The organism is Moorena sp. SIO4A5 (assembly GCF_010672005.1).
Taxonomy (GTDB): Bacteria; Cyanobacteriota; Cyanobacteriia; order Cyanobacteriales; family Coleofasciculaceae; genus Moorena.
Window position 1 is genome coordinate 1 of the sequence record NZ_JAAHHZ010000050.1, and the last position, 18,068, is coordinate 18,068.

Here is an 18,068-nt window from a genome sequence, read left to right on the forward strand (position 1 = left end):
GTAGTCGAAACCGCCATATCCATCTCGAAGTGCTCCTTCGGGTGGGGACGTAGCTTGAACCCTAGCTACATTGGGAGATTTCGGAATCTCCACTTCCTTGAGCGTCTTTCATCGGTCGCCCTTATCCTGACATGATATAAAAGGGCGTGGCTCAATTGTGGCATTATTGAGAATAATGGGTAATCGGTAATGGGTAATGACCTTCGGTCAGGCTCATTGACCAAAACCCTCCGTTGGTGATCGAGAAAAATTTGGTTAAGATCCTCTCAGCAACGGTTTAGCAAAGGGATAAGGATGGCAACTGCGGTTAAATTAATAGCTCCAGGTTTTTGTGTAAAGTACCCGAAAACCCCTTGGAGTGTGATATATGTCGAGGATGCTTCAGGCAAGTTTCATTTCCGCCTTAGTAGTCGAGACTTCAAATTTGAACCCCGCGATCGCTACCGTTACCCCACTCATGAGGCGGCTAAACGGGCAGCATTGTGTTTTCTGGAATTACTCAAACGTATAGAGCGATCGCGGATGCGCATGAGCATTCTGCTAGAAATTGGTATTCTTAAATTTCCCCAACAGACCTATCACTCTTATGAAATTTGGTTATTGATTGATCGCACTCGCTATAGTTGGGAGGCAATAACGCCCAATGGTTTTTGTTTCCGCTCCCAGCGCTGGTACAAAAGTCCTAACAGTCCGATTCTTAAAGCCAAGAAACATATAGACCGGGAGTTGGCGGTATATCAAATCAAAAATGCGGTTGGCTGGGTGTAGTGACTATAGCAAAAATCAAATAGGTGAGATACACAAGTTGTAGATTTTAGGGAACAGGGAATAGGGAACAGGGAATAAATCCTGTGTACCTTATGAATAAGATAAATGAATATTATTACCGCTATCCTTAAAAAGGACGAGTATCAAAAAATTTATGCCCGATAGTGCCATCAGGAAAAAGGTAAAGAGGACAATACGGTAATTCTATGGGTATGCTCACAATTGTGATAGGCTCCTGCTGCGGTTCGTGATTATGAGGCCAACGAATCGTGCGACTTTTACCACCGACAACATCAGGCATTTTCTGATCACTAATGTCAGAGACAAAGCTGTCACTTTCTAACCTCTCGACGAAACCTAGATCAAAGATTTCCATGATAACTATATATCCAATTAATTTATATTAAGTCTTAATATAAACTTCCAGCATGACTAATATAAAAGTCTGGCCATATTGGCTATAAGTTATAAAACTTTATAATCCTAAACTACCAATTAATTAAGGGAATCGGGAATCGGGAATCGGGAATCGGAATCCCCCCTAACCCCCCTTAATAAGGGGGGAAGGGAATCGGGAATCGGGAATCGGGAATCGGGAATCGGGACTAGAGAATAGTGATGCAGTAATATTAATCGTAGGGTGGGCAGTGCTTACCTTCCCGATGGCAAGCCAATTAATCACCAATCATGCACTGCCCACCCTACAGGAATTATTCTCCCCATCTCCCCATCTCCCCATCTCCCCATCTCCCCATCTCCCCACACTCCCTATTCCCTATTCCCTATTCCCTACTCCCTACTCCCTACTCCCTACTCCCTAAAACTATTAAACTTAACTGATACGACTTGCTTTTTCGCGGTACTTGTTAACAAGTTTATTGAACAATTGATTCAGCTGTCCAATGCAAAAAGTATTCGGTGTCATGAATTTAGTGTTAGGATAAAAATAGAATTTGTTTGAGCTAATAGACCCAGAATTAACTTCATTAAAGTTGATAGCAACCTGCTGATTTCCCACGGATATAACTTGAAACCAAGTTGCCATGGTAGCAGGTAATTTTGTACTCAGACGCAAGGAAATTTTGGGACTCGAAAGAGATTGAGCGTAGGCTGGGGTTAAAAATGGTTCATAGCGTTGAGCTTCTGGAGTTAGCTGCTTAATAAACGCTAAACTTACACCTTTGACCAGTTGCCGCAGGCTATGGGCATCGTCCCCAACCACCTCTTTGACTAAAGTACTTCTAGCGATCGCATCGTTAAGATTTTTCGGGTCAGTCACACTGAGGTGAGTGCCACCAATGGCGCTAATCAAATACTTAGAACCCCCCAACTGATTAAAAGACCGTAACTGATGGTCTAGAGCTGGTGTAATGGCATCCTCGGTACCCGTTAACATTAAGGTTGGTACAGTAACATGACGCAAACCCTTAGTACCAAACAAACGCCCCGTTACGCTATTTAATGCGATCGCTTGCACCACTCGCTGATCAGTAAGATTAACCTCGTCTTCTGGTAAATCAGCCGCTGCACATTGGAACCAATCTGCTGGGGATCTGCCCACAGGAGAGCGATTTTTACAAAACTGTCGCAGTTCCTCTAAATTTAGTTTTCCCCCAGCCAACGCTAAAGCCGTGTAGCCCCCCAATGAATGACCAATAATTGTAACTTGTTGAGTATTCAGTTTCCCAAGCATGGTAGAATATCTCTGATTGATGTCAGCCAACTCATCCAGGAGAAAGCTGACATCTTTGGGGCGGTCAATAAACTCCCCCGGAGGTAACAAATCCCCAAGTTTACCTGGTGCTGACAAGTTGTTAATCCTGGTAAAGTTGCTGCCAGGATGCTCTAGGGAAGCAACAGTAAGACCATGAGACGCTAGATGGCGTGCTAAATATCTCAGAAATTTGCGGTCTGCAGCAAATCCGTGGGAGAGAACTACCAAAGGTCCAGTAGTATCATCAGCCCAGTATAGATCTACAATAATAGTACGTTGCCGTTGTTGGTCTCTTAGTCTTAGTTTACGCTGTTTAACCAATTGAGGACCAATACTAGCAGGGTCAAATTTAGGGCGAAAGGTGGCAGCGTCCGCAACAGCCAAATCTTGCTCTAAAATTGGACCAACTGCTAAACTCTTCCAGTAGGAAGCATTGAGCTGTAGGGCAATGCCAACAGCAGACGAAGCATCCAAAGTGATATTTTCTCCTGGATAAGCCCGTAAAAAACTCAGCACACTTAAACCATTGACTTGCCTTGCTCCTAACAACAGCGCAGCTTTTAATTGCTCTAAACTACTATCAGGGAGTGCTAACCCTAGTCTTTCCAACAACCGTGCGCCATCGCTGGAGAGGAGAAGGTCATTAATAAAGGTTTCTGTGGTCTTAGGGTTGAGTTTGAGGCTATTGGTCAAAATCTTCCGGATCTGTGGCGTGAGGATATCTCCATAGGGTTGCAGTGCTGGTGATAACTCCCCTGTCTCAGCAAACTTTTCTAATTCCGTGATAGCGACCGATTGCTCAAATGGCCCTAAACGTAGAGTGAGATACTCAGCGGCAAAAACTGGTGGGGTAATTGCCCAAAACAGAGTCACAAAGAGACTACCTAGAGCACCCTGTCTGATTTTTTTAATTTGACCTATTGAACCATTACAGTGTTTTTTCTTCACAGAAGATTCAGAGGTATGGCGGCGATCAGACCATGGCAGCTGAAAATTCATCATTAGCGATTTATGCAGAATGTGAGTGCGGATATTTCGATCAAAGCCGACTTAATCAAGACTCGACAAGCCTATCGAAATATTTTTTCTGCACCACTTATGCACTAAAGGGTAAGCTATCAGCTATCAGCTATCAGTTATCAGCTATCAGTTATCAGCTATCAGTTAGCAGTTATCAGTTATCAGCTATCAGCTATCAGTTAGCAGTTATCAGTTATCAGCTATCAGCTATCAGCTATCAGCTATCAGTTATCAGCCATCAGCCATCAGCCTATGGGCTACTTGAGGTGCTACTTAAGGTGCTATCAGCGCTCAGGCAAAGGCTGACCGCTGACCGCTGACTGCTGACCGCTGACTGCTGACTACTGAATGCTGACTACTGAATGCTTACTATTAATGAAGTAGACACACCTATTTCTTCCCTACTCCCTGTTCCCTACTCCCTACTCCCTACTCCCTACTCCCTACTCCCTACTCCCTACTCCCTACTCCCTACTCCCTTTCCTATATAACTAAATACTCGTATTCAATATCACCCCATCAAGTTCCGCTTCAATCAGATTAGCCCCCCGAAGGTTGGCATGAGTTAAATCAGCTCCGGTAAGATTCGCTTTTCTGAGGTTGGTTTCACTAAGGTTAGCTTCTCTGAGGTTGGTATAACTAAGATTAGCTTGACTAAGGTTAGCCCCTTTCAGATTAGCCTTAACCAGATCTGCTCCTGTTAAATTAGCTTTATCAAAATTACTACCAATCAGTTGAGCTTCATTAAGATTAGCCCCAGTCATCACCGCCTCAGTGAAGTTGACCCTACTCAGATTGGCTTTGGTGAAATTCACAGCAATCAGGTTAGTTCTATACAAATTAGCTCCCTCAAGGTCTGCCAGAGAAAAGTTAACCCTAATTAGATTAGCCTCTTCCAAAGATGTCATAGTCAGGTCTGCTCTTTGAAAGGATGTACGGGTAAGCTTGGCTCTATTCAAGTAAGCGTGACGAAGAATAGCTTTATCAAAAATTGCCCCAACTACACAAGCCTCAGTCAGGTCAGTATAAATCAGCAATGACCCACTCAAGTTAGCTCCCATTAGCTCCGCTTGAAAGAGATTGAAACCATTGAGGTTTTTCCCACTCAGGTCTACCTCCATCAGGTCAGGGATCAGTTTGGGATGATTGTCTCTCCATTGATTCCAGAGTTTTATACCCTGCTCAAGCTCAGCCAGATGGGTTGGTTCCGCCATGTAGTTGATTAGTCCTCTAGGTACGAATGCTTAAGAAAGTCTTAAATTTAATGTAACATAACGAAAACAAAGTTTACATTTTTGTTAAGATTTTCCCTTATAGCCGCCGTTTTTGTATAAAATAGCCGCCTAAAAAGCCACACCCAAGCCGTTATAGCTTGGGTGTGGCTTTTGTTTCAAAACCAGACATTCTCCCCATCTCCCCATCTCCCCACCTCCCCATCTCCCTACTCCCTACTCCCTACTCCCGACTCCCGAAACCTCAAAGCCGTATTCTAGGACGCCCCAAAGTCGTAATATAAACAACCGCTTCATCAACAGGAATACCCAAAACCTCATTTACCTGGTCATCAAAGAAGCCACCAATACCACTTACTCCTAAACCCAAGTAAATCGCTGCTAGATTCAGCCGCTGTCCTAGATGACCAGCATCCATGTGCAAGTAACGGTAAGCGCGATCGCCTAATCGAGCCACTGCTTTTTGTAAGTCTGCCGTGTGGAACACCACTGCTCTGGCATCTCGACCCAAATCTTGCCCTAAACACAGAAAATGCAATTCCTGCCGGAAGTTTTTAAAGCGAATTTGCCGCAATTCTTGAGCCTTAGGGGCGTAATAATAGCAGCCTTCTTCTAGATCATTTACTCCAGATACTGCTATAAATGTTTCGATTAAACTTAAATCAAAATAATCCGGTGTTCCATCTAACCCTTTTTCAATGTAATGCTGAGGTTGGTATGTAAAATCCAGAAGCGCTTTTAGCTCATCCAAGGTCAGATTAGCTGCACTATAAGCTCGGGTAGAGCGTCGTTTTAGAATAGTATCTAAACATGCTTTCGGAGCATTACCTGACTTGGTCAACTCCCCCCAATCTATGGGTTTTGTAGCCGTCGAAACTTTATCACAAAACGGAAAATTGTACTTGTCTTCTAACTGCTGGTCAATTTCTGTACTCTTTGAATTATTACCTTTAGCCTTCCAATCACCACCCTGCTTAATTTCCGTAGCGCGGTGCAAATACCCCAATAATTCTCCATCTGGAATGTCTGGGTAATTAACCTCAGTAGGAGATGCTAACACAGTTGGGGCGATGGGCAAGTTTTGTTCAACTTTGAGCTGATCGGCCAGGGGAATTACTGCGATCGCTCCTTCTTGTTCCAGGTCTAGATAAAGCAGTTCATTAACTTTTTCATCAGCAAACCCACCAATTAGGTGAGGTCGGTAATCACTCAAAGCCCCAGCTAACTCAATATTACCTAGCAGATGACCAGTGTCTAGAAAAATTCTGCGGTATGCCCGGTCTTCATAGCGCCAGGCGGAGCGATAAAATACCGCTGTAGTTACAATAGCGAGTTCCGTACTCTCCAAAACTGGGTGCCAGAAGCAAGCCTCTTGCAGTGTACTCCAAACGTCACTCTGCCAAAAATGAACTAGAGAATGGGTAAGACACTGATAGTTGTACAGTCCTGATGGTAATACGGGAGTACCACGGGAAATCAAATAAACTTCAGCTGGGTATAAGCCACCAGCAGAGGGAGCTGCCCTCAGATAAAGTGGTGGTCCCATTGTCTCCAGCCTAGCCGTCAAACCATAACTACACAGTAGTAACTGGGACAGCCGCCACCAAGTCTTACTCGGTTCAGAGGTAAACTGCTCCCGGTCTTGTGAGAAGTATGGTTTTAGGTCAAAGTTAGTCCCAACTTTGTAGTCTTTAAAAGGTATCGGCTGCTTCTCCCAGTCTAAGCCCTTATTTTTGGCTGATATGGTTTCTGGAGCATATTTGGTGCGCTCGTGGTAGTGCTGAGCGATTGATACTGGCAGTTGTGACATCTTAGTTGCAACAGAACAGGAAGCTTTGCTTAATATCTTTACACCAATAGACTTCTTGCAGTTGTCGGGAACAGGGAATAGGGAACAGGGAATAGGGAACAGGGAACAGTGGACAAGAATTTACGTAAACACTATCAGAAAAATACTTTTGCAAGAGGTCTAATCTAGACTTATACTTCCTGGATAGCTCCCGACCTTGACCACTAGGCAGTTTCCCCAGTGGCTCTCCCTGCTGATAACATCACTTTTTTCTGTTTGATACCTTGAGCGGTCAGCTATCACCACTCAGCAGCTACTCCCTGCAAAATCTTATCACTGTTCCCTGTTCCCTGTTCCCTGTTCCCTACCTTTACCGATAAAATAAAAACTTCATAACAAAAAAAACTTAGATTGTCAAGTATTTTTATTTTTACGTAGCAAATGTTCACAAATATTAAAAAAAAATTAGAATAAGTGTGTAACGCGCTACAAAGCTATACATTTATAAAAGAATTAAGCATAAATACGCATTGACATGATTTTAGAAATTGGTACGAGGCGGCAAAAGCTGACCTATCTATAGCGCAGTCACGAACCCACCGTTAAACCTAACGGCTATAACGGGGGCTTGAGAAAGTCCACAACGTGACCAGCTTAAGACTTTTGAGTCTACGTTTTTTGAGCCATCACACCTTTGGATGCGTCGCTAGTCCTCTGCTCTGTGGTTAATAGTTAAACAGTTGTAAGTGGGTTAAGACAGTGCTATTAGCTTGACAAACTCAAAAAACATTGGCGAAGCGAACTTTACCCTAGTAATAGGAGAATGCTCACATTATGCGAGTTTTTGTACTTGATCAAAACAGGACTCCTTTAGACCCTTGTAAACCTGCTAGAGCCAGAATCCTACTCAAACAAGGTAGGGCTAAAGTTTTTAGAACATATCCATTTACAATCATTTTGACGGAGGTAGTTGAAGGTGCTGTAACTCACGAGCATCAGTTAAAAATTGACCCTGGTGCCAAAACTACGGGTTTGGCAATTCTCAGCAATAATGTTTTGATTTGGGGTGCTGAACTAACTCACCGTGGTTTTCAAATCCGAGACGCTTTAACCTCAAGACGGCAATTACGACGTTCTCGACGGAACCGTAAGACTCGTTATAGAAAGCCTCGTTTTCTGAACCGGAAAAGACCTGATGGATGGTTACCCCCCAGTCTGACTTCGAGAGTTCATAACATCTTGACTTGGGTAAAAAAGCTAATCCGACTCTGTCCCATTGCAGGTATATCTCAGGAATTAGTGCGTTTCGATCCTCAAAAGATGGAGAACCCAGAAATCTCCGGTACTGACTATCAACAGGGCACACTTTACGGTTATGAAATCCGAGAATATTTGCTTGAGAAATGGAATCGTAAATGTGCTTATTGTGGAGCAACTGATACGCAACTTGAAATCGAACATATTAAGTCCAAATCAAAGGGAGGTTCCGATAGAGTATCTAACCTAGCCATTGCTTGTCGTGACTGCAATCAAGCTAAAGGTAATCAAGATATTGAACAGTTTATATCGTGCAAACCTGATGTTTTGAAATGGGTAAGAAGTCAAGCTAAACGTCCCTTAGCTGATGCCACTGCCGTTAATGCTACTCGCTGGAAACTTTACAACGAATTGAAGCTAACCGGACTGTCAGTAGAAACGGGTTCGGGAGGTCAAACTAAATACAATCGGTATCGGTTCAACCTACCTAAAACTCATTGGTTAGATGCTGCCTGTGTGGGTGAAGTTCCAAGCATTTATGTGGAAAATGATCAAACTCTATTGATTGCAGCTAAGGGGCATGGAACTCGTCAAATCTGTCGAACAGATAAATATGGATTCCCTAAACGGCACTGTTCAAGAACTAAGATTCACAAAGGTTTTCAGACCGGAGACATTGTCAAAGCAGTGGTCACTAAGGGTAAGAAAATCGGAACTTACGTTGGACGGGTTGCCACTCGTCAAACTGGGTCATTCAATATTTCAACCTCTCACGGACTGATTCAAGGAATTAGCCACAAGTACTGTACACCAATTCACAAAAAGGACGGATATGCGTATCAAATTAACGCCCTGTCCTCCCTTTCCTTCCCCCGCTAACCTTTCAGGTATAGCGGGGGTCTCCAGGGAGGCGGAAAGATGAAAAAGATTGGTGGAGCCGAGTTACTTGAACAATACGCTAGGGGTAGACGAGACTTTAGTGGAGTAGATATCAGTGAAGCTGACCTGTTTGAAGCAGATATACAAGCAATTGACCTGACTAGCAGCAATCTTAACAAGACTTACCTGCCTTACTCTAATCTAAGTCAAGCCAAGTTGCAGCAAGCTCAACTTCAAGCAGTTCAGTTAAGTGATGCCCAACTCTACCAGACCAATCTCTCTGGGGCGGATCTTCAGAATGCCAATCTGTTCAGAGCAAATCTACGTCGTGCCAATTTACAGGGCGCAAATCTCGCTGGTGCCAATCTCCAAGCAGCGGACTTGAGGGACACTGACCTTAGCCATGCCAATCTCAGCCATGCCAATTTGAGTAATGCTAACCTGAAAAGAGCTATCCTTACTAAGGCTCAGTTGAGGGGTTGCAACTTATTTCGAGCCGAGAACGTCGATATTTGTGATGCCTACTTGGATAGTTCGACGATTTATCCTGATGGGCATAGAGCTGATGGCTCTGAGTGATCAAACACCTATCCGTTATCCACCAATGACTTTATCAAGACGTCACTTCTTTGCCTTAGCCAGTGCTAGCACCGCCAGTGTAATTCTGGCATCCCCGTTGAAAGAGGTTTTTGCCAAGAAGGCTCTTGGTAAAGCATTTCGAGGTAAAGGCTTCGGTTCACTTCAGCCAGACCCTAATCAATTATTAGACCTGCCAGCCGGATTTAGCTATAAAATTTTATCCCGCACAGGTGACACCATGAGTGATAGCAATTTGGTGCCTGGTAGACCCGATGGCATGGGTGCTTTTCCTGCACCGGGAGGCAATACTGTCCTGGTGCGCAATCATGAACTTAGCCCCCATCAACTGGATAAACATGGATTGGTAGCAGTAGAGTATATCAAGTATGACCCCATGTGTCTGGGTGGGACGACAACACTAGTAGTGGGAGCCAATGGTCAACTGGTCAAACAGTACACTTCCCTTGCTGGTACTGAGCGAAACTGTAGTGGTGGACCAACCCCTTGGGGTTCATGGATTAGTTGTGAAGAAAGCACCGTTACTCCCACCACTTATCCGGTAGATGACCCCAGAAGTGTTTCGATGAAGCACGGCTATAACTTTGAAGTGCCCATTACCGGTGAAGTAGTGCAAGCTGAGCCTCTAGTGGCAATGGGTCGTTTTAACCATGAAGCGGTTGCAGTAGATCCCAAGACTGGGATTGTTTATCAGACTGAAGACAGGATGGATGGTCTGTTCTATCGCTTTATTCCCAAGCAACCAAGCAACTTAAAAGCAGGGGGTGTACTGGAGGCATTAAAGATCCAGGGAACATTTCAGAAAATCACTGTTAAAAACTTCCCTGTCGGTAAACCCATGGCAGTAGAATGGGTTCGGATTGAGGATGTAGACCCGGAAGAAGATACTGTGCGGGTGGAAGGTTTTGCTAAGGGAGCAACCCAATTTACCAGGGGAGAAGGGGCATGGTACGGTAATAATGAGGTTTACTTTACCTGTACTAGTGGTGGTTCTTTAAATCCAAAGACTGGATGGGCCAATGGAGCTGGTCAAGTCTGGCGCTATGTTCCTGGTAGCAATCCCCAAGAGGGTGGCACCATTGAACTGTTTATTGAGTCCCATGACCGCAGCTTACTAGAACACCCAGATAATGTGACCATTAGTCCTTCTGGAGATCTCATCCTCTGTGAAGATGGTGGTGGTGACCAATTCCTGGTTGGGGTCAATCCTAAAGGTGAGCTTTACCAGTTGGCACGGAATGCCCTCAACAGCAGTGAGTTTGCTGGTGCTTGCTTCTCACCAAATGGTCGGCTCATGTTCGTGAACATTCAAGAGCCTGGTATCACATTTGCAATTCAAGGTCCTTGGGTTTAGAGTCTACAGGGGTGGTCAACTCATAGAAGTTGACACAATAAACAATACAAAATAAACAATCAGTCAATCAAGCACTTGACCGATGATAGTTCTATCCCCTCATTATCTCATCACTGCATCACTCGATGATCAATTTACTTTTATGAGCACTTGAGTTAACTGTCTGGCTGGTCTCAAGTGCTCTGGTCTTGGGGAGCAGGTCAAATTCTTAGAACAAATGTACTAAAAACTCCTGACTGGTACTGAAGCCCCGAAAACACTGTAGTTCAAGGGTTTGTAGTTCAAGTGTTCTTACAAAATTGACCTGCTCCCCAAATATTCGGCGCTTTGTGACATGCTCCCCCTATTCCCCATTCCCCATTCCCCATTCCCCATTCCCCAGATAATGTACTAATGTTGCTGCATAAGTGGCATGCTCCCTGAGAGGTGCGAGAGATATGAGTTTTTCTATGAGTTTTTCTATGAGTTTTTCTATGAGTTTTTCTATGAGTTTTATGAGGATCACAGATATATAACAGGGCTACTATTAAATTGTTCTGACAAATTGATGGGGAGCAAGTCTATGTTCCAGAACAAATGAACTATGTACCATATGAGCTTGGCTTTTACCCATGAGGGGGCTATAGCTAATGTACAAATGTTCTGCATAAGTGACATGCTCCCATCGCTTACGTCGCGCTCAGGTAATTCAAACATTGCGCAAACGCCAACCTATACTTGGGATTGCATCATCTATAAAGACGGTCTCAAGACAGGTAGCTTACGCTGTGGTACTGAAAAAACTTCCCAAAGCCTAATCTAGTCAGGTGTCTAGATTAACTTGGCTTTTGATCCTCAAGACTGTTAGATAGCCTGAAATTCTAGGGAACAAAAAAATAAGTTCTTTGAGATTTTTAAGTCAGTTATGTCCAAAATGAAATTTGATAAAAACTCTCATAACTTTCCCTGAATTTTTTGTCAGTAGCCGCGCTCTTGAACTAAAACTGAAGTTAGTAGAGCTTAATAAGGATAAATTACTTGATTACTATCCAAGGTCGTAACTATTATTTCCAAGACATTGAAAGGACAGTAGAAACTAGTCATCCTTCACTGCGACGAAATTTCGGTGCGGCCTTCACTATAGAGGTCAATGGTCACCAGCGGTTGGTGGTTGCTCAGGAGGTGAAGCAGAGTTATCAGCAAAACCTGGATATTAATGAGGTAATTGAGGCTATTGCTCAGGTGCTAGCTCAACACTATCACCTACAGGTCTATGGGGTGCTGCTGCTGGTTAGTGGCACTATTCCCAAAACTAAAAGAGGCACTATTCTACGCCATGCTTGTAAAGCCGCTTTTCTGACTGGAGGCTTGGATTTAGTAGGGGATTGGACTGAGAATCCTTGCAACAAAGCAGAGTTTCTACATCTACACGCGGAAGTAGAATCCCTAGCAGAGTGGTTGCAAATTCTGAAAAAACAGCACTTATTCTCGATTAAAAATAATCCTGAAGAGTACTGCCAACCAAAATATCATACCAAGTTACATTCATACCTAGCACTTTCTTGTCATCACCCTATCACTCCATCACCTTTTGATTAAGATACTATCTTGGAGCGCAACTTAGTGTATGACAGGACTTTTTAAAACTGGTATAATAAAAAATATTGTCGATTTATCATAACATCAAAAAATTTTTGCAGATCTTTAATACTGCTCCCTGCTCCTTTTTTTTATCAATCCTATGTTTACATCTCAACTAAAAATACTATATAATTTAATTTTTGTAAGTTATAGCGATCGCTTCAAATTTTAGGGTAAACACATCTTATTTTTAAACAAATAATGGATATAAAAAATATAGCCATTATTTATTTTTACCTATTTTATGAGTAAAAAATAAATAATTTAAATACTTTTTTAAAGCTTAATTAATTGTCAATAAAATGATAAGAATAAATTAATAAATTTTATAATATAAATCGGATTTTATTAGAAAATTTATTGTAAACTATTTATGGGCTTGGTGAAATAACAACTAAGCCTATTATCTTGTATTACAAAAGTGATCCATTTCCCAACTTCTACGGCGAAGTCTATTGATTACTTTCCAAAGATAGGGATCCGTGTCGGAATTGTGATAATTTCGTTCACTACTCCCTACTCCCTACTCCCTACTCCCTGTTCCCTTCAAAATAACCAATGACTACTACCAAATCTTGGATCACTCGCCCACAACCCAATCCTAAAGCCCGCCTGCGCCTATTTTGCTTTCCTTATGCGGGTGGTGCTGCTTCAAGCTTTCGCACTTGGCCAGACCCATTGGCACCCCATATCGAAGTCTGCCCAGTGGAACTGCCTGGACGGGGCAAGCGAATGCGGGAACCCCTGGTTACTAGCCTATTGCCTCTGATTGAAACCCTAACACCAGCTTTACTGCCCTATCTAGATATCCCCTTTGCCTTTTTTGGTCACAGTATGGGAGCACTCATCAGCTTTGAATTAGCCCGTCAACTCCGCCGCCAGGAAGCCCCGAGTCCTCGACACCTGTTCATTTCCGGTCGCCGCGCTCCTCAAGTACCTGCTCGAAAACCTCCCCTTCATAACTTGCCCAAGTCTGAGTTGATCGAAGCATTGCGTAAATATAATGGCACACCAGAGGCTGTGCTAGCAAACCAGGAGCTAATGGAGCTGTTTCTACCGATCCTGCGAGCGGATTTCGGGATTAACGAAACCTATACCTACACTAGCGAACCCCCACTTAATTGTCCGATATCTGCTTTCGGAGGTTTGGAGGATACCGACGCCAACAGTGATGAGCTTGCTGCCTGGCGTGACCAAACCAGTAGCACTTTCACGGTACACATGTTTCCTGGTGGCCACTTCTTTATTAATAATAATAAGGAGTGTAATCAGCTTTTGCAGCTGATCACAAAGTTTGCGATCGCGCCAGTGTGATTCCTTGGGTCTTTCCTTGAAACCCCGGTCTGGTGAGGGAGCGGGGAGCAAAAGGGTTTGACAAGCTTTTTTATTCCCTGTTCCCTTGTCTGAGTACTGAACAAAACCGATTGTAGATGCTATTCGTTGCCTTCTTGCTGGTCTTCCTTTGAAGAATCTGGTTAATTTTAAACAAAGTTACTAAAGTTTATATCATTCCGCCCCTGCTGGGTTTGTTAATTCCATCAATACCATATCGGCTAGGTCTCCGTTAGGCATAGACCATGAGTTATACATAATCTCTCTAACGACAAATCCTAGATTTTTGAACATATTAATTGACCTTTTGTTTGACAACAAAATTACTGCTCCAATTCTTTTAATTTGTAATTAAAAGAATGTATAAGTTATTAGTCTGTTTAAGGCTATTTTTCCATATCCTTTATTCCGATGTTTTTTATCTAGAATTGCCACGCCAATTTCAGTAGTAAACAAATCCATATTCAATCCTTTTAATACTACATATCCAATTGGCAATTCTTCTGGATCTAAGTAAACTCCAAATGCTAAGGGCTGACTTTTTCGAGAGTAAGGAAAAGCGTAAGATGAAATGGCTTCTATGAATTTCTCTGTCTCATCAAGTTCAAAGAATGTGTTCCAACCCAATAAGTCTGGTAAGCTTGGATCCTGAGCCAGCTTGATTAAATGCTGGATATGACTATCTTCCATAGAAGCCAAGAAAACCTTTAATTCTGTTGCTTTATGGGATTGCTCTAATAATATTCGGTTGTCCATAATGTTATTGATACTTTTTACTTAACGATTAAATGAAATCAAGCAGATATCCTCAGGAAAGTAATAGAAGGAGTTTCTGATCAATGAGTTTAGGGATCGTTGTTCTCTTGTCCAAAGTTGCGAGATCCGAAGTACCCAGCGGTATACCTTTGATCCGGTCCACACTCCTTATTCCGAATTCCGAATTAAGCCTCAGGGGCTGGTCACTGATTTAAAGCTTGATTTAAAGCTTCTCCATAGCCTTTTCTATCGCCTTTTCTATATTTTCTCGGCTACATAAAGTACTTAGACGTAAGAAACCTTCACCACTCGGACCAAATAAGCTACCAGGTACCCCAACAATCCCTGCTTTAAACAACAGTTGGTTAAAGACGTCCCAAGACGTCATTCCCTCCGCTCCTTTGACCCATATATAGGGATTATTAGTGCCACCAAAACAAGTCAGTCCAAAAGCTTCTAAACCTTCCTTGAGGATTCTGGCATTTTCCAGGTAATAGTTAACAATTTCTTGGCATTCTTGTTGGCACTGCTCGGACAAAGCCGCAATGCCCCCTTGTTGTGCTATATTAGAAGCACCCCAAAACCGGATAGATTGACCAATTCTAAACATTTCATTCAACTCTCCTGGCACAGTGCTTTCAAGGGTTAGGGCAACCGGAAGCACAGACCAACCTAATCTTAATCCAGAGAATCCAGCCGTTTTGGAAAAACTACCAACTTCGATGGCACATTCAGTTGCACCTTCTATTTCATAAATACTTTTAGGAATGTTAGGGTCGGTAATAAAAGCACTATAAACAGCATCAAAAATAATCACAGACTTGTGACTTCTGGCATAGTCAACAAAAGCTTTGAGTTGTTCTTTAGTGGCAACTCCTCCTGTAGGATTATTAGGAAAACATAGGTAAATTATATCCACCTTCGATGTAGGAATATCTGGAACAAAATTATTATGATCGTTGCACTCTAGGTAGATAATATTACTTCTACCTGCCAACAGATTTGCTTCTAAATATGGGGGATAAATCGGGTCTTGTAGGGCAATAACATTATCTAGACCAAAGAGATCCTGAAGACCAAAAGTACCTGACTGCGCCCCATCACTAACAAAAATCTCCTCTGGTTTTAGGTCAATTCCACGAGGCTTGTAGTAGTTGTTGCAGATCGCCTCTCTCAGCTTAATATTTCCGTCAAATTCCCCATATCCTGTATAGGTTGAGCGATCTCCTAGCTTAGTGGCAGCATCCACTAAAGCGTCAACCACTTTTGGTGCTAAAGGCTGAGTTGTGTCACCCCAGGCCATAATGTATAGTTCTTTTTGGGGATTGGATGCTTGATGAGCTTCCATCTTCTTCATTAGCTTGTTTTTGATCATATCGGCGAAGGTATCAGAAACAAACAATTTCTTCAGATTCTGATTTGTTGTAGTCATATTTAAGTTTTTAGTTATGTTTTCAATACTTATAATTTATGAAGCTGAAAATCTGGAACTATTGATTACAGAACTTAAGGCAAGCATACAAATTAATTGTGTCTAGGTGCTTATATAAGCAAAAAGCTTGTTATAAACATTTACTGCTTTTTCAACCATGTCTAAGTGTTCGGATCTAATCTGTAGATTAATTTCTTTTGGAGGATTGATTTGAGTGGTATTATTTAAAGTTTCGTGATAACAATCATGGATTTTGGCTTCATGAGGATTCCATTGTTTTAATCTGCCATTTTCCCAAGTTAGCATCTTAGGCGTGAAGGTGATTTCAATTTGTTGACAATAATTAATCAAAATCTTCTTTGGATTCTGGCGAAAGCGATTGGCTTCAACAACAATTGGTTGTTGTCTCAATTCTTTAGTTACTATCTGAAACATCTTATATAATGAATTGAAACCAAATTCTTCTTCCGTAAATTTTGGGTCAAACCCCTGTTCTATAAGTTTTTGCTTGGTTTTGTACAATGAAGCTAAGACTTCATGAGGATGGCGAATTATAAATGTGTTGATAACAGAGCCAAGAAATTCTTGAATATTCTCATCAAGATAGGGCAAAACTTGAAACGGAAAATCTTTAACGAAGACTATGGGCATTACCTGCGCTTTTAATTGTATTTCTTTAATTACTGTGGCACAGTCATGATTTAGCTTATCTCGATAATCACCAAATCGATTGGAACGTCGCCATTTACTAAAGTAATAAGTATCGCTAAAAGGCTCGTGAAAAATTTCTGTATCTGGACGTTGACTAAAAGTCTTCTCAAAAGCAGTGGTTACACATCTAGGTGCGCCCCATAACGCTATTATCTTAGATTGTTCTTTGAAATGATTTTTAGGTAAATTGATATTCATAATGAAACGCTAATACAGTAAGCTATTCGACATTTAAATTGTGAATCTTCTGTTTCCCATTTCCCTGTTTCCTTTCGAGAATTTGCGGATCCGAATCTAAATGCTGAACAGCTTATTTTCAAATAATTTGTGAACAGAGGAAAGACGACTACTCACGATCTGACGGATCGAGCCGATCAAGTAAACGGCGATTGGCTTTCCAGTTGCCTAAGATCTCATCGTAATAGCTGGGTTCTTCATACTGGCGTGCTGTATGTTCGCAAACTTCCGGTGGTGGAATGTTAGGCTTAGCACCAGAACGAAGCACATTGACTTGAACCTCGCAGGCTTTGTTGAGATAATACATATAGTAGAACGCTTCGGCAACGGTTCGACCCACAGTTAAAAGCCCGTGGTTTCTCATGATCAAGAATTTCTTTTGTCCGATCGATGCAAAGATGCGATCGCGTTCATCAAGGTCAAATGATATCCCCTCGTAGTCATGGTAGGCAATGCGATTGTAGAACGCCATCGATATCTGGTCAAGGGGTAACAGCCCCTCTTTCATAGCAGCAACTGACATCCCATTAACACTATGGGTGTGTAGGATTACATTGGCATCAGGACGTTCTAAATGAATGGCGCTGTGTATAGTGAATCCTGCTGGACTTATGTCCGCGTCTGTAGGGTTGATTTTATTACCATTGCCATCAACTGCGACCAAATTTGATGCACATACTTCATCGAAAAATAGATAATGCGGTTTTAGGAGAAATATTGGTGGTTCCTCATTAATGCGCAGGGAAATATGACCGTAGATCATGTCTGACATCCCGTAGTAGTCAATCAAGCGGTAAGCAGCAGCAAGGTCTTCGCGCAAGTTTTGTTCATCCTGACAGTAGGACTTAGTTAAAGTTTCCCTGGTTTTAAGGGTGCTCATTTTTGTATTCATAGTTCCACCTAAATTAATTAGCATTAAATGAAATCAGCAAAATCTCCTCAGGAAAGTAATAGACAGAGTTTCTGAGCAATGAGTTTAGGTATCGTTCCATCTCCGGATGAGAGAGCAAATCCTCCAAGGTAATATTTTTTGATTCAGATAACTGCTCTGCTTCCTTATCCTTGTTAAAGCAGTTAACTGTTGCCTCATTCTTGATGTAATGCTCTAAGGCTGCATAGTCATCAGCCTTGATGGGCTCTTCATAGAATATTCTATGGACTTGATGCTGAATCCCACATTCACCCAGACTCTCGATCACATCTTCCGCCGAGGTAAATCCTTCGCCCCAGGCCATAATGTATAGTTCTTTTTGGGGATTGGATGCTTGATGAGCTTCCATCTTCTTCATTAGCTTGTTTTTAATCATATCGGCGAAGGTATCAGAAACAAACAATTTACTCAGATTCGGATTTGTTGTAGTCATATTTAG

The 18,068-nt window shown here is 42.3% G+C and carries 21 protein-coding genes; 10 read left to right on the top strand and 11 right to left on the bottom strand.

The genetic code is table 11. The annotated features are described in order from the left end of the window. Positions 1 to 360 precede the first annotated feature (360 nt). Positions 361 to 768, top strand: coding sequence for a hypothetical protein (locus tag F6K57_RS16930; protein WP_293022887.1), 408 nt, complete (start codon positions 361 to 363; stop codon positions 766 to 768). 127 nt (positions 769 to 895) lie between these two features. Here the strand turns inward: F6K57_RS16930 and F6K57_RS16935 are convergent, their stop codons facing one another. Together F6K57_RS16935 and F6K57_RS16940 are read right to left on the bottom strand one after the other, a co-directional pair. Continuing rightward, positions 896 to 1,144: a hypothetical protein gene (locus F6K57_RS16935; protein WP_293069415.1), complete on the bottom strand. Its 249-nt coding sequence runs from the start codon at positions 1,142 to 1,144 to the stop codon at positions 896 to 898. A gap of 165 nt (positions 1,145 to 1,309) precedes the next feature. Then, positions 1,310 to 1,450 (bottom strand): hypothetical protein, encoded by a 141-nt coding sequence (locus tag F6K57_RS16940; protein ID WP_293022881.1) that lies wholly within the window; start codon positions 1,448 to 1,450, stop codon positions 1,310 to 1,312. Between F6K57_RS16940 and F6K57_RS16945 the strand changes: the two genes are divergently transcribed. Continuing rightward, the gene (locus F6K57_RS16945; protein WP_293022878.1) at positions 1,431 to 1,589 is read left to right on the top strand and encodes a hypothetical protein; all 159 of its coding nucleotides are present in this window, start codon (positions 1,431 to 1,433) and stop codon (positions 1,587 to 1,589) included. The genes F6K57_RS16940 and F6K57_RS16945 overlap by 20 nt on opposite strands. 11 nt (positions 1,590 to 1,600) lie before the next feature. Here the strand turns inward: F6K57_RS16945 and F6K57_RS16950 are convergent, their stop codons facing one another. Further along, positions 1,601 to 3,484, bottom strand: a complete 1,884-nt coding sequence (locus F6K57_RS16950; protein WP_293069418.1) for an alpha/beta hydrolase — start codon at positions 3,482 to 3,484, stop codon at positions 1,601 to 1,603. Here F6K57_RS16950 and F6K57_RS16955 point away from each other — a divergent pair. Together F6K57_RS16955 and F6K57_RS16960 are read left to right on the top strand one after the other, a co-directional pair. Next, complete coding sequence (locus tag F6K57_RS16955; RefSeq protein WP_293069420.1) at positions 3,463 to 3,822, top strand: hypothetical protein; 360 nt, start codon at positions 3,463 to 3,465, stop codon at positions 3,820 to 3,822. The two genes, F6K57_RS16950 and F6K57_RS16955, sit on opposite strands and share 22 nt — an antisense overlap. Before the next feature lie 42 nt (positions 3,823 to 3,864). Further along, on the top strand, positions 3,865 to 3,993 hold the full coding sequence (locus F6K57_RS16960) for a hypothetical protein (protein WP_293069422.1): 129 nt from the start codon (positions 3,865 to 3,867) through the stop codon (positions 3,991 to 3,993). Here F6K57_RS16960 and F6K57_RS16965 read toward each other — a convergent pair whose 3' ends face one another. The 3 genes from F6K57_RS16965 to F6K57_RS16975 form a co-directional block, all read right to left on the bottom strand. Beyond that, a complete protein-coding gene (locus F6K57_RS16965) occupies positions 3,994 to 4,716 on the bottom strand; it encodes a pentapeptide repeat-containing protein (protein WP_293022872.1) in 723 nt (240 codons plus the stop codon). A 262-nt stretch (positions 4,717 to 4,978) separates the two neighbouring features. After that, positions 4,979 to 6,544, bottom strand: a complete 1,566-nt coding sequence (locus F6K57_RS16970) for a SagB/ThcOx family dehydrogenase (protein ID WP_293069424.1) — start codon at positions 6,542 to 6,544, stop codon at positions 4,979 to 4,981. A 1-nt stretch (position 6,545) separates the two neighbouring features. Further along, complete coding sequence (locus tag F6K57_RS16975) at positions 6,546 to 6,698, bottom strand: hypothetical protein (RefSeq protein WP_158069392.1); 153 nt, start codon at positions 6,696 to 6,698, stop codon at positions 6,546 to 6,548. Between the two features lie 659 nt (positions 6,699 to 7,357). On the opposite strand from F6K57_RS16975, the gene iscB reads away from it, so the two are divergent. The 6 genes from iscB (at position 7,358) to F6K57_RS17005 (ending at position 13,544) form a co-directional block, all read left to right on the top strand. Further along, positions 7,358 to 8,659: an RNA-guided endonuclease IscB gene (iscB, locus tag F6K57_RS16980; RefSeq protein ID WP_293069426.1), complete on the top strand. Its 1,302-nt coding sequence runs from the start codon at positions 7,358 to 7,360 to the stop codon at positions 8,657 to 8,659. Positions 8,660 to 8,698: 39 nt separating this feature from the next. Continuing rightward, complete coding sequence (locus F6K57_RS16985) at positions 8,699 to 9,238, top strand: pentapeptide repeat-containing protein (RefSeq protein WP_293069428.1); 540 nt, start codon at positions 8,699 to 8,701, stop codon at positions 9,236 to 9,238. Then, on the top strand, positions 9,177 to 10,610 hold the full coding sequence (locus tag F6K57_RS16990) for an alkaline phosphatase PhoX (protein WP_293069430.1): 1,434 nt from the start codon (positions 9,177 to 9,179) through the stop codon (positions 10,608 to 10,610). The genes F6K57_RS16985 and F6K57_RS16990 overlap by 62 nt, the downstream gene beginning before the upstream one ends. A gap of 1,017 nt (positions 10,611 to 11,627) precedes the next feature. Further along, the gene (locus F6K57_RS16995) at positions 11,628 to 12,188 is read left to right on the top strand and encodes a hypothetical protein (RefSeq protein ID WP_293069432.1); all 561 of its coding nucleotides are present in this window, start codon (positions 11,628 to 11,630) and stop codon (positions 12,186 to 12,188) included. 463 nt (positions 12,189 to 12,651) lie between these two features. Further along, entirely contained in the window at positions 12,652 to 12,792 is a 141-nt protein-coding gene (locus F6K57_RS17000) for a hypothetical protein (protein ID WP_293069434.1), read from the top strand. Further along, a complete protein-coding gene (locus tag F6K57_RS17005) occupies positions 12,789 to 13,544 on the top strand; it encodes a thioesterase II family protein (RefSeq protein ID WP_293069436.1) in 756 nt (251 codons plus the stop codon). Before F6K57_RS17000 ends, F6K57_RS17005 begins: the two co-directional genes overlap by 4 nt. Before the next feature lie 369 nt (positions 13,545 to 13,913). Here the strand turns inward: F6K57_RS17005 and F6K57_RS17010 are convergent, their stop codons facing one another. The 5 genes from F6K57_RS17010 to F6K57_RS17030 form a co-directional block, all read right to left on the bottom strand. After that, positions 13,914 to 14,318 (bottom strand): GNAT family N-acetyltransferase, encoded by a 405-nt coding sequence (locus F6K57_RS17010; protein ID WP_293069438.1) that lies wholly within the window; start codon positions 14,316 to 14,318, stop codon positions 13,914 to 13,916. 223 nt (positions 14,319 to 14,541) lie between these two features. Next, a complete protein-coding gene (locus F6K57_RS17015) occupies positions 14,542 to 15,750 on the bottom strand; it encodes an LL-diaminopimelate aminotransferase (RefSeq protein ID WP_293069440.1) in 1,209 nt (402 codons plus the stop codon). Positions 15,751 to 15,852: 102 nt separating this feature from the next. Then, complete coding sequence (locus F6K57_RS17020; protein WP_075905086.1) at positions 15,853 to 16,659, bottom strand: hypothetical protein; 807 nt, start codon at positions 16,657 to 16,659, stop codon at positions 15,853 to 15,855. 148 nt (positions 16,660 to 16,807) lie between these two features. Continuing rightward, positions 16,808 to 17,590, bottom strand: a complete 783-nt coding sequence (locus F6K57_RS17025; protein ID WP_229415513.1) for a class II aldolase/adducin family protein — start codon at positions 17,588 to 17,590, stop codon at positions 16,808 to 16,810. A 13-nt stretch (positions 17,591 to 17,603) separates the two neighbouring features. Beyond that, positions 17,604 to 18,062, bottom strand: a complete 459-nt coding sequence (locus tag F6K57_RS17030; RefSeq protein ID WP_293069443.1) for a hypothetical protein — start codon at positions 18,060 to 18,062, stop codon at positions 17,604 to 17,606. Positions 18,063 to 18,068: the final 6 nt, after the last annotated feature.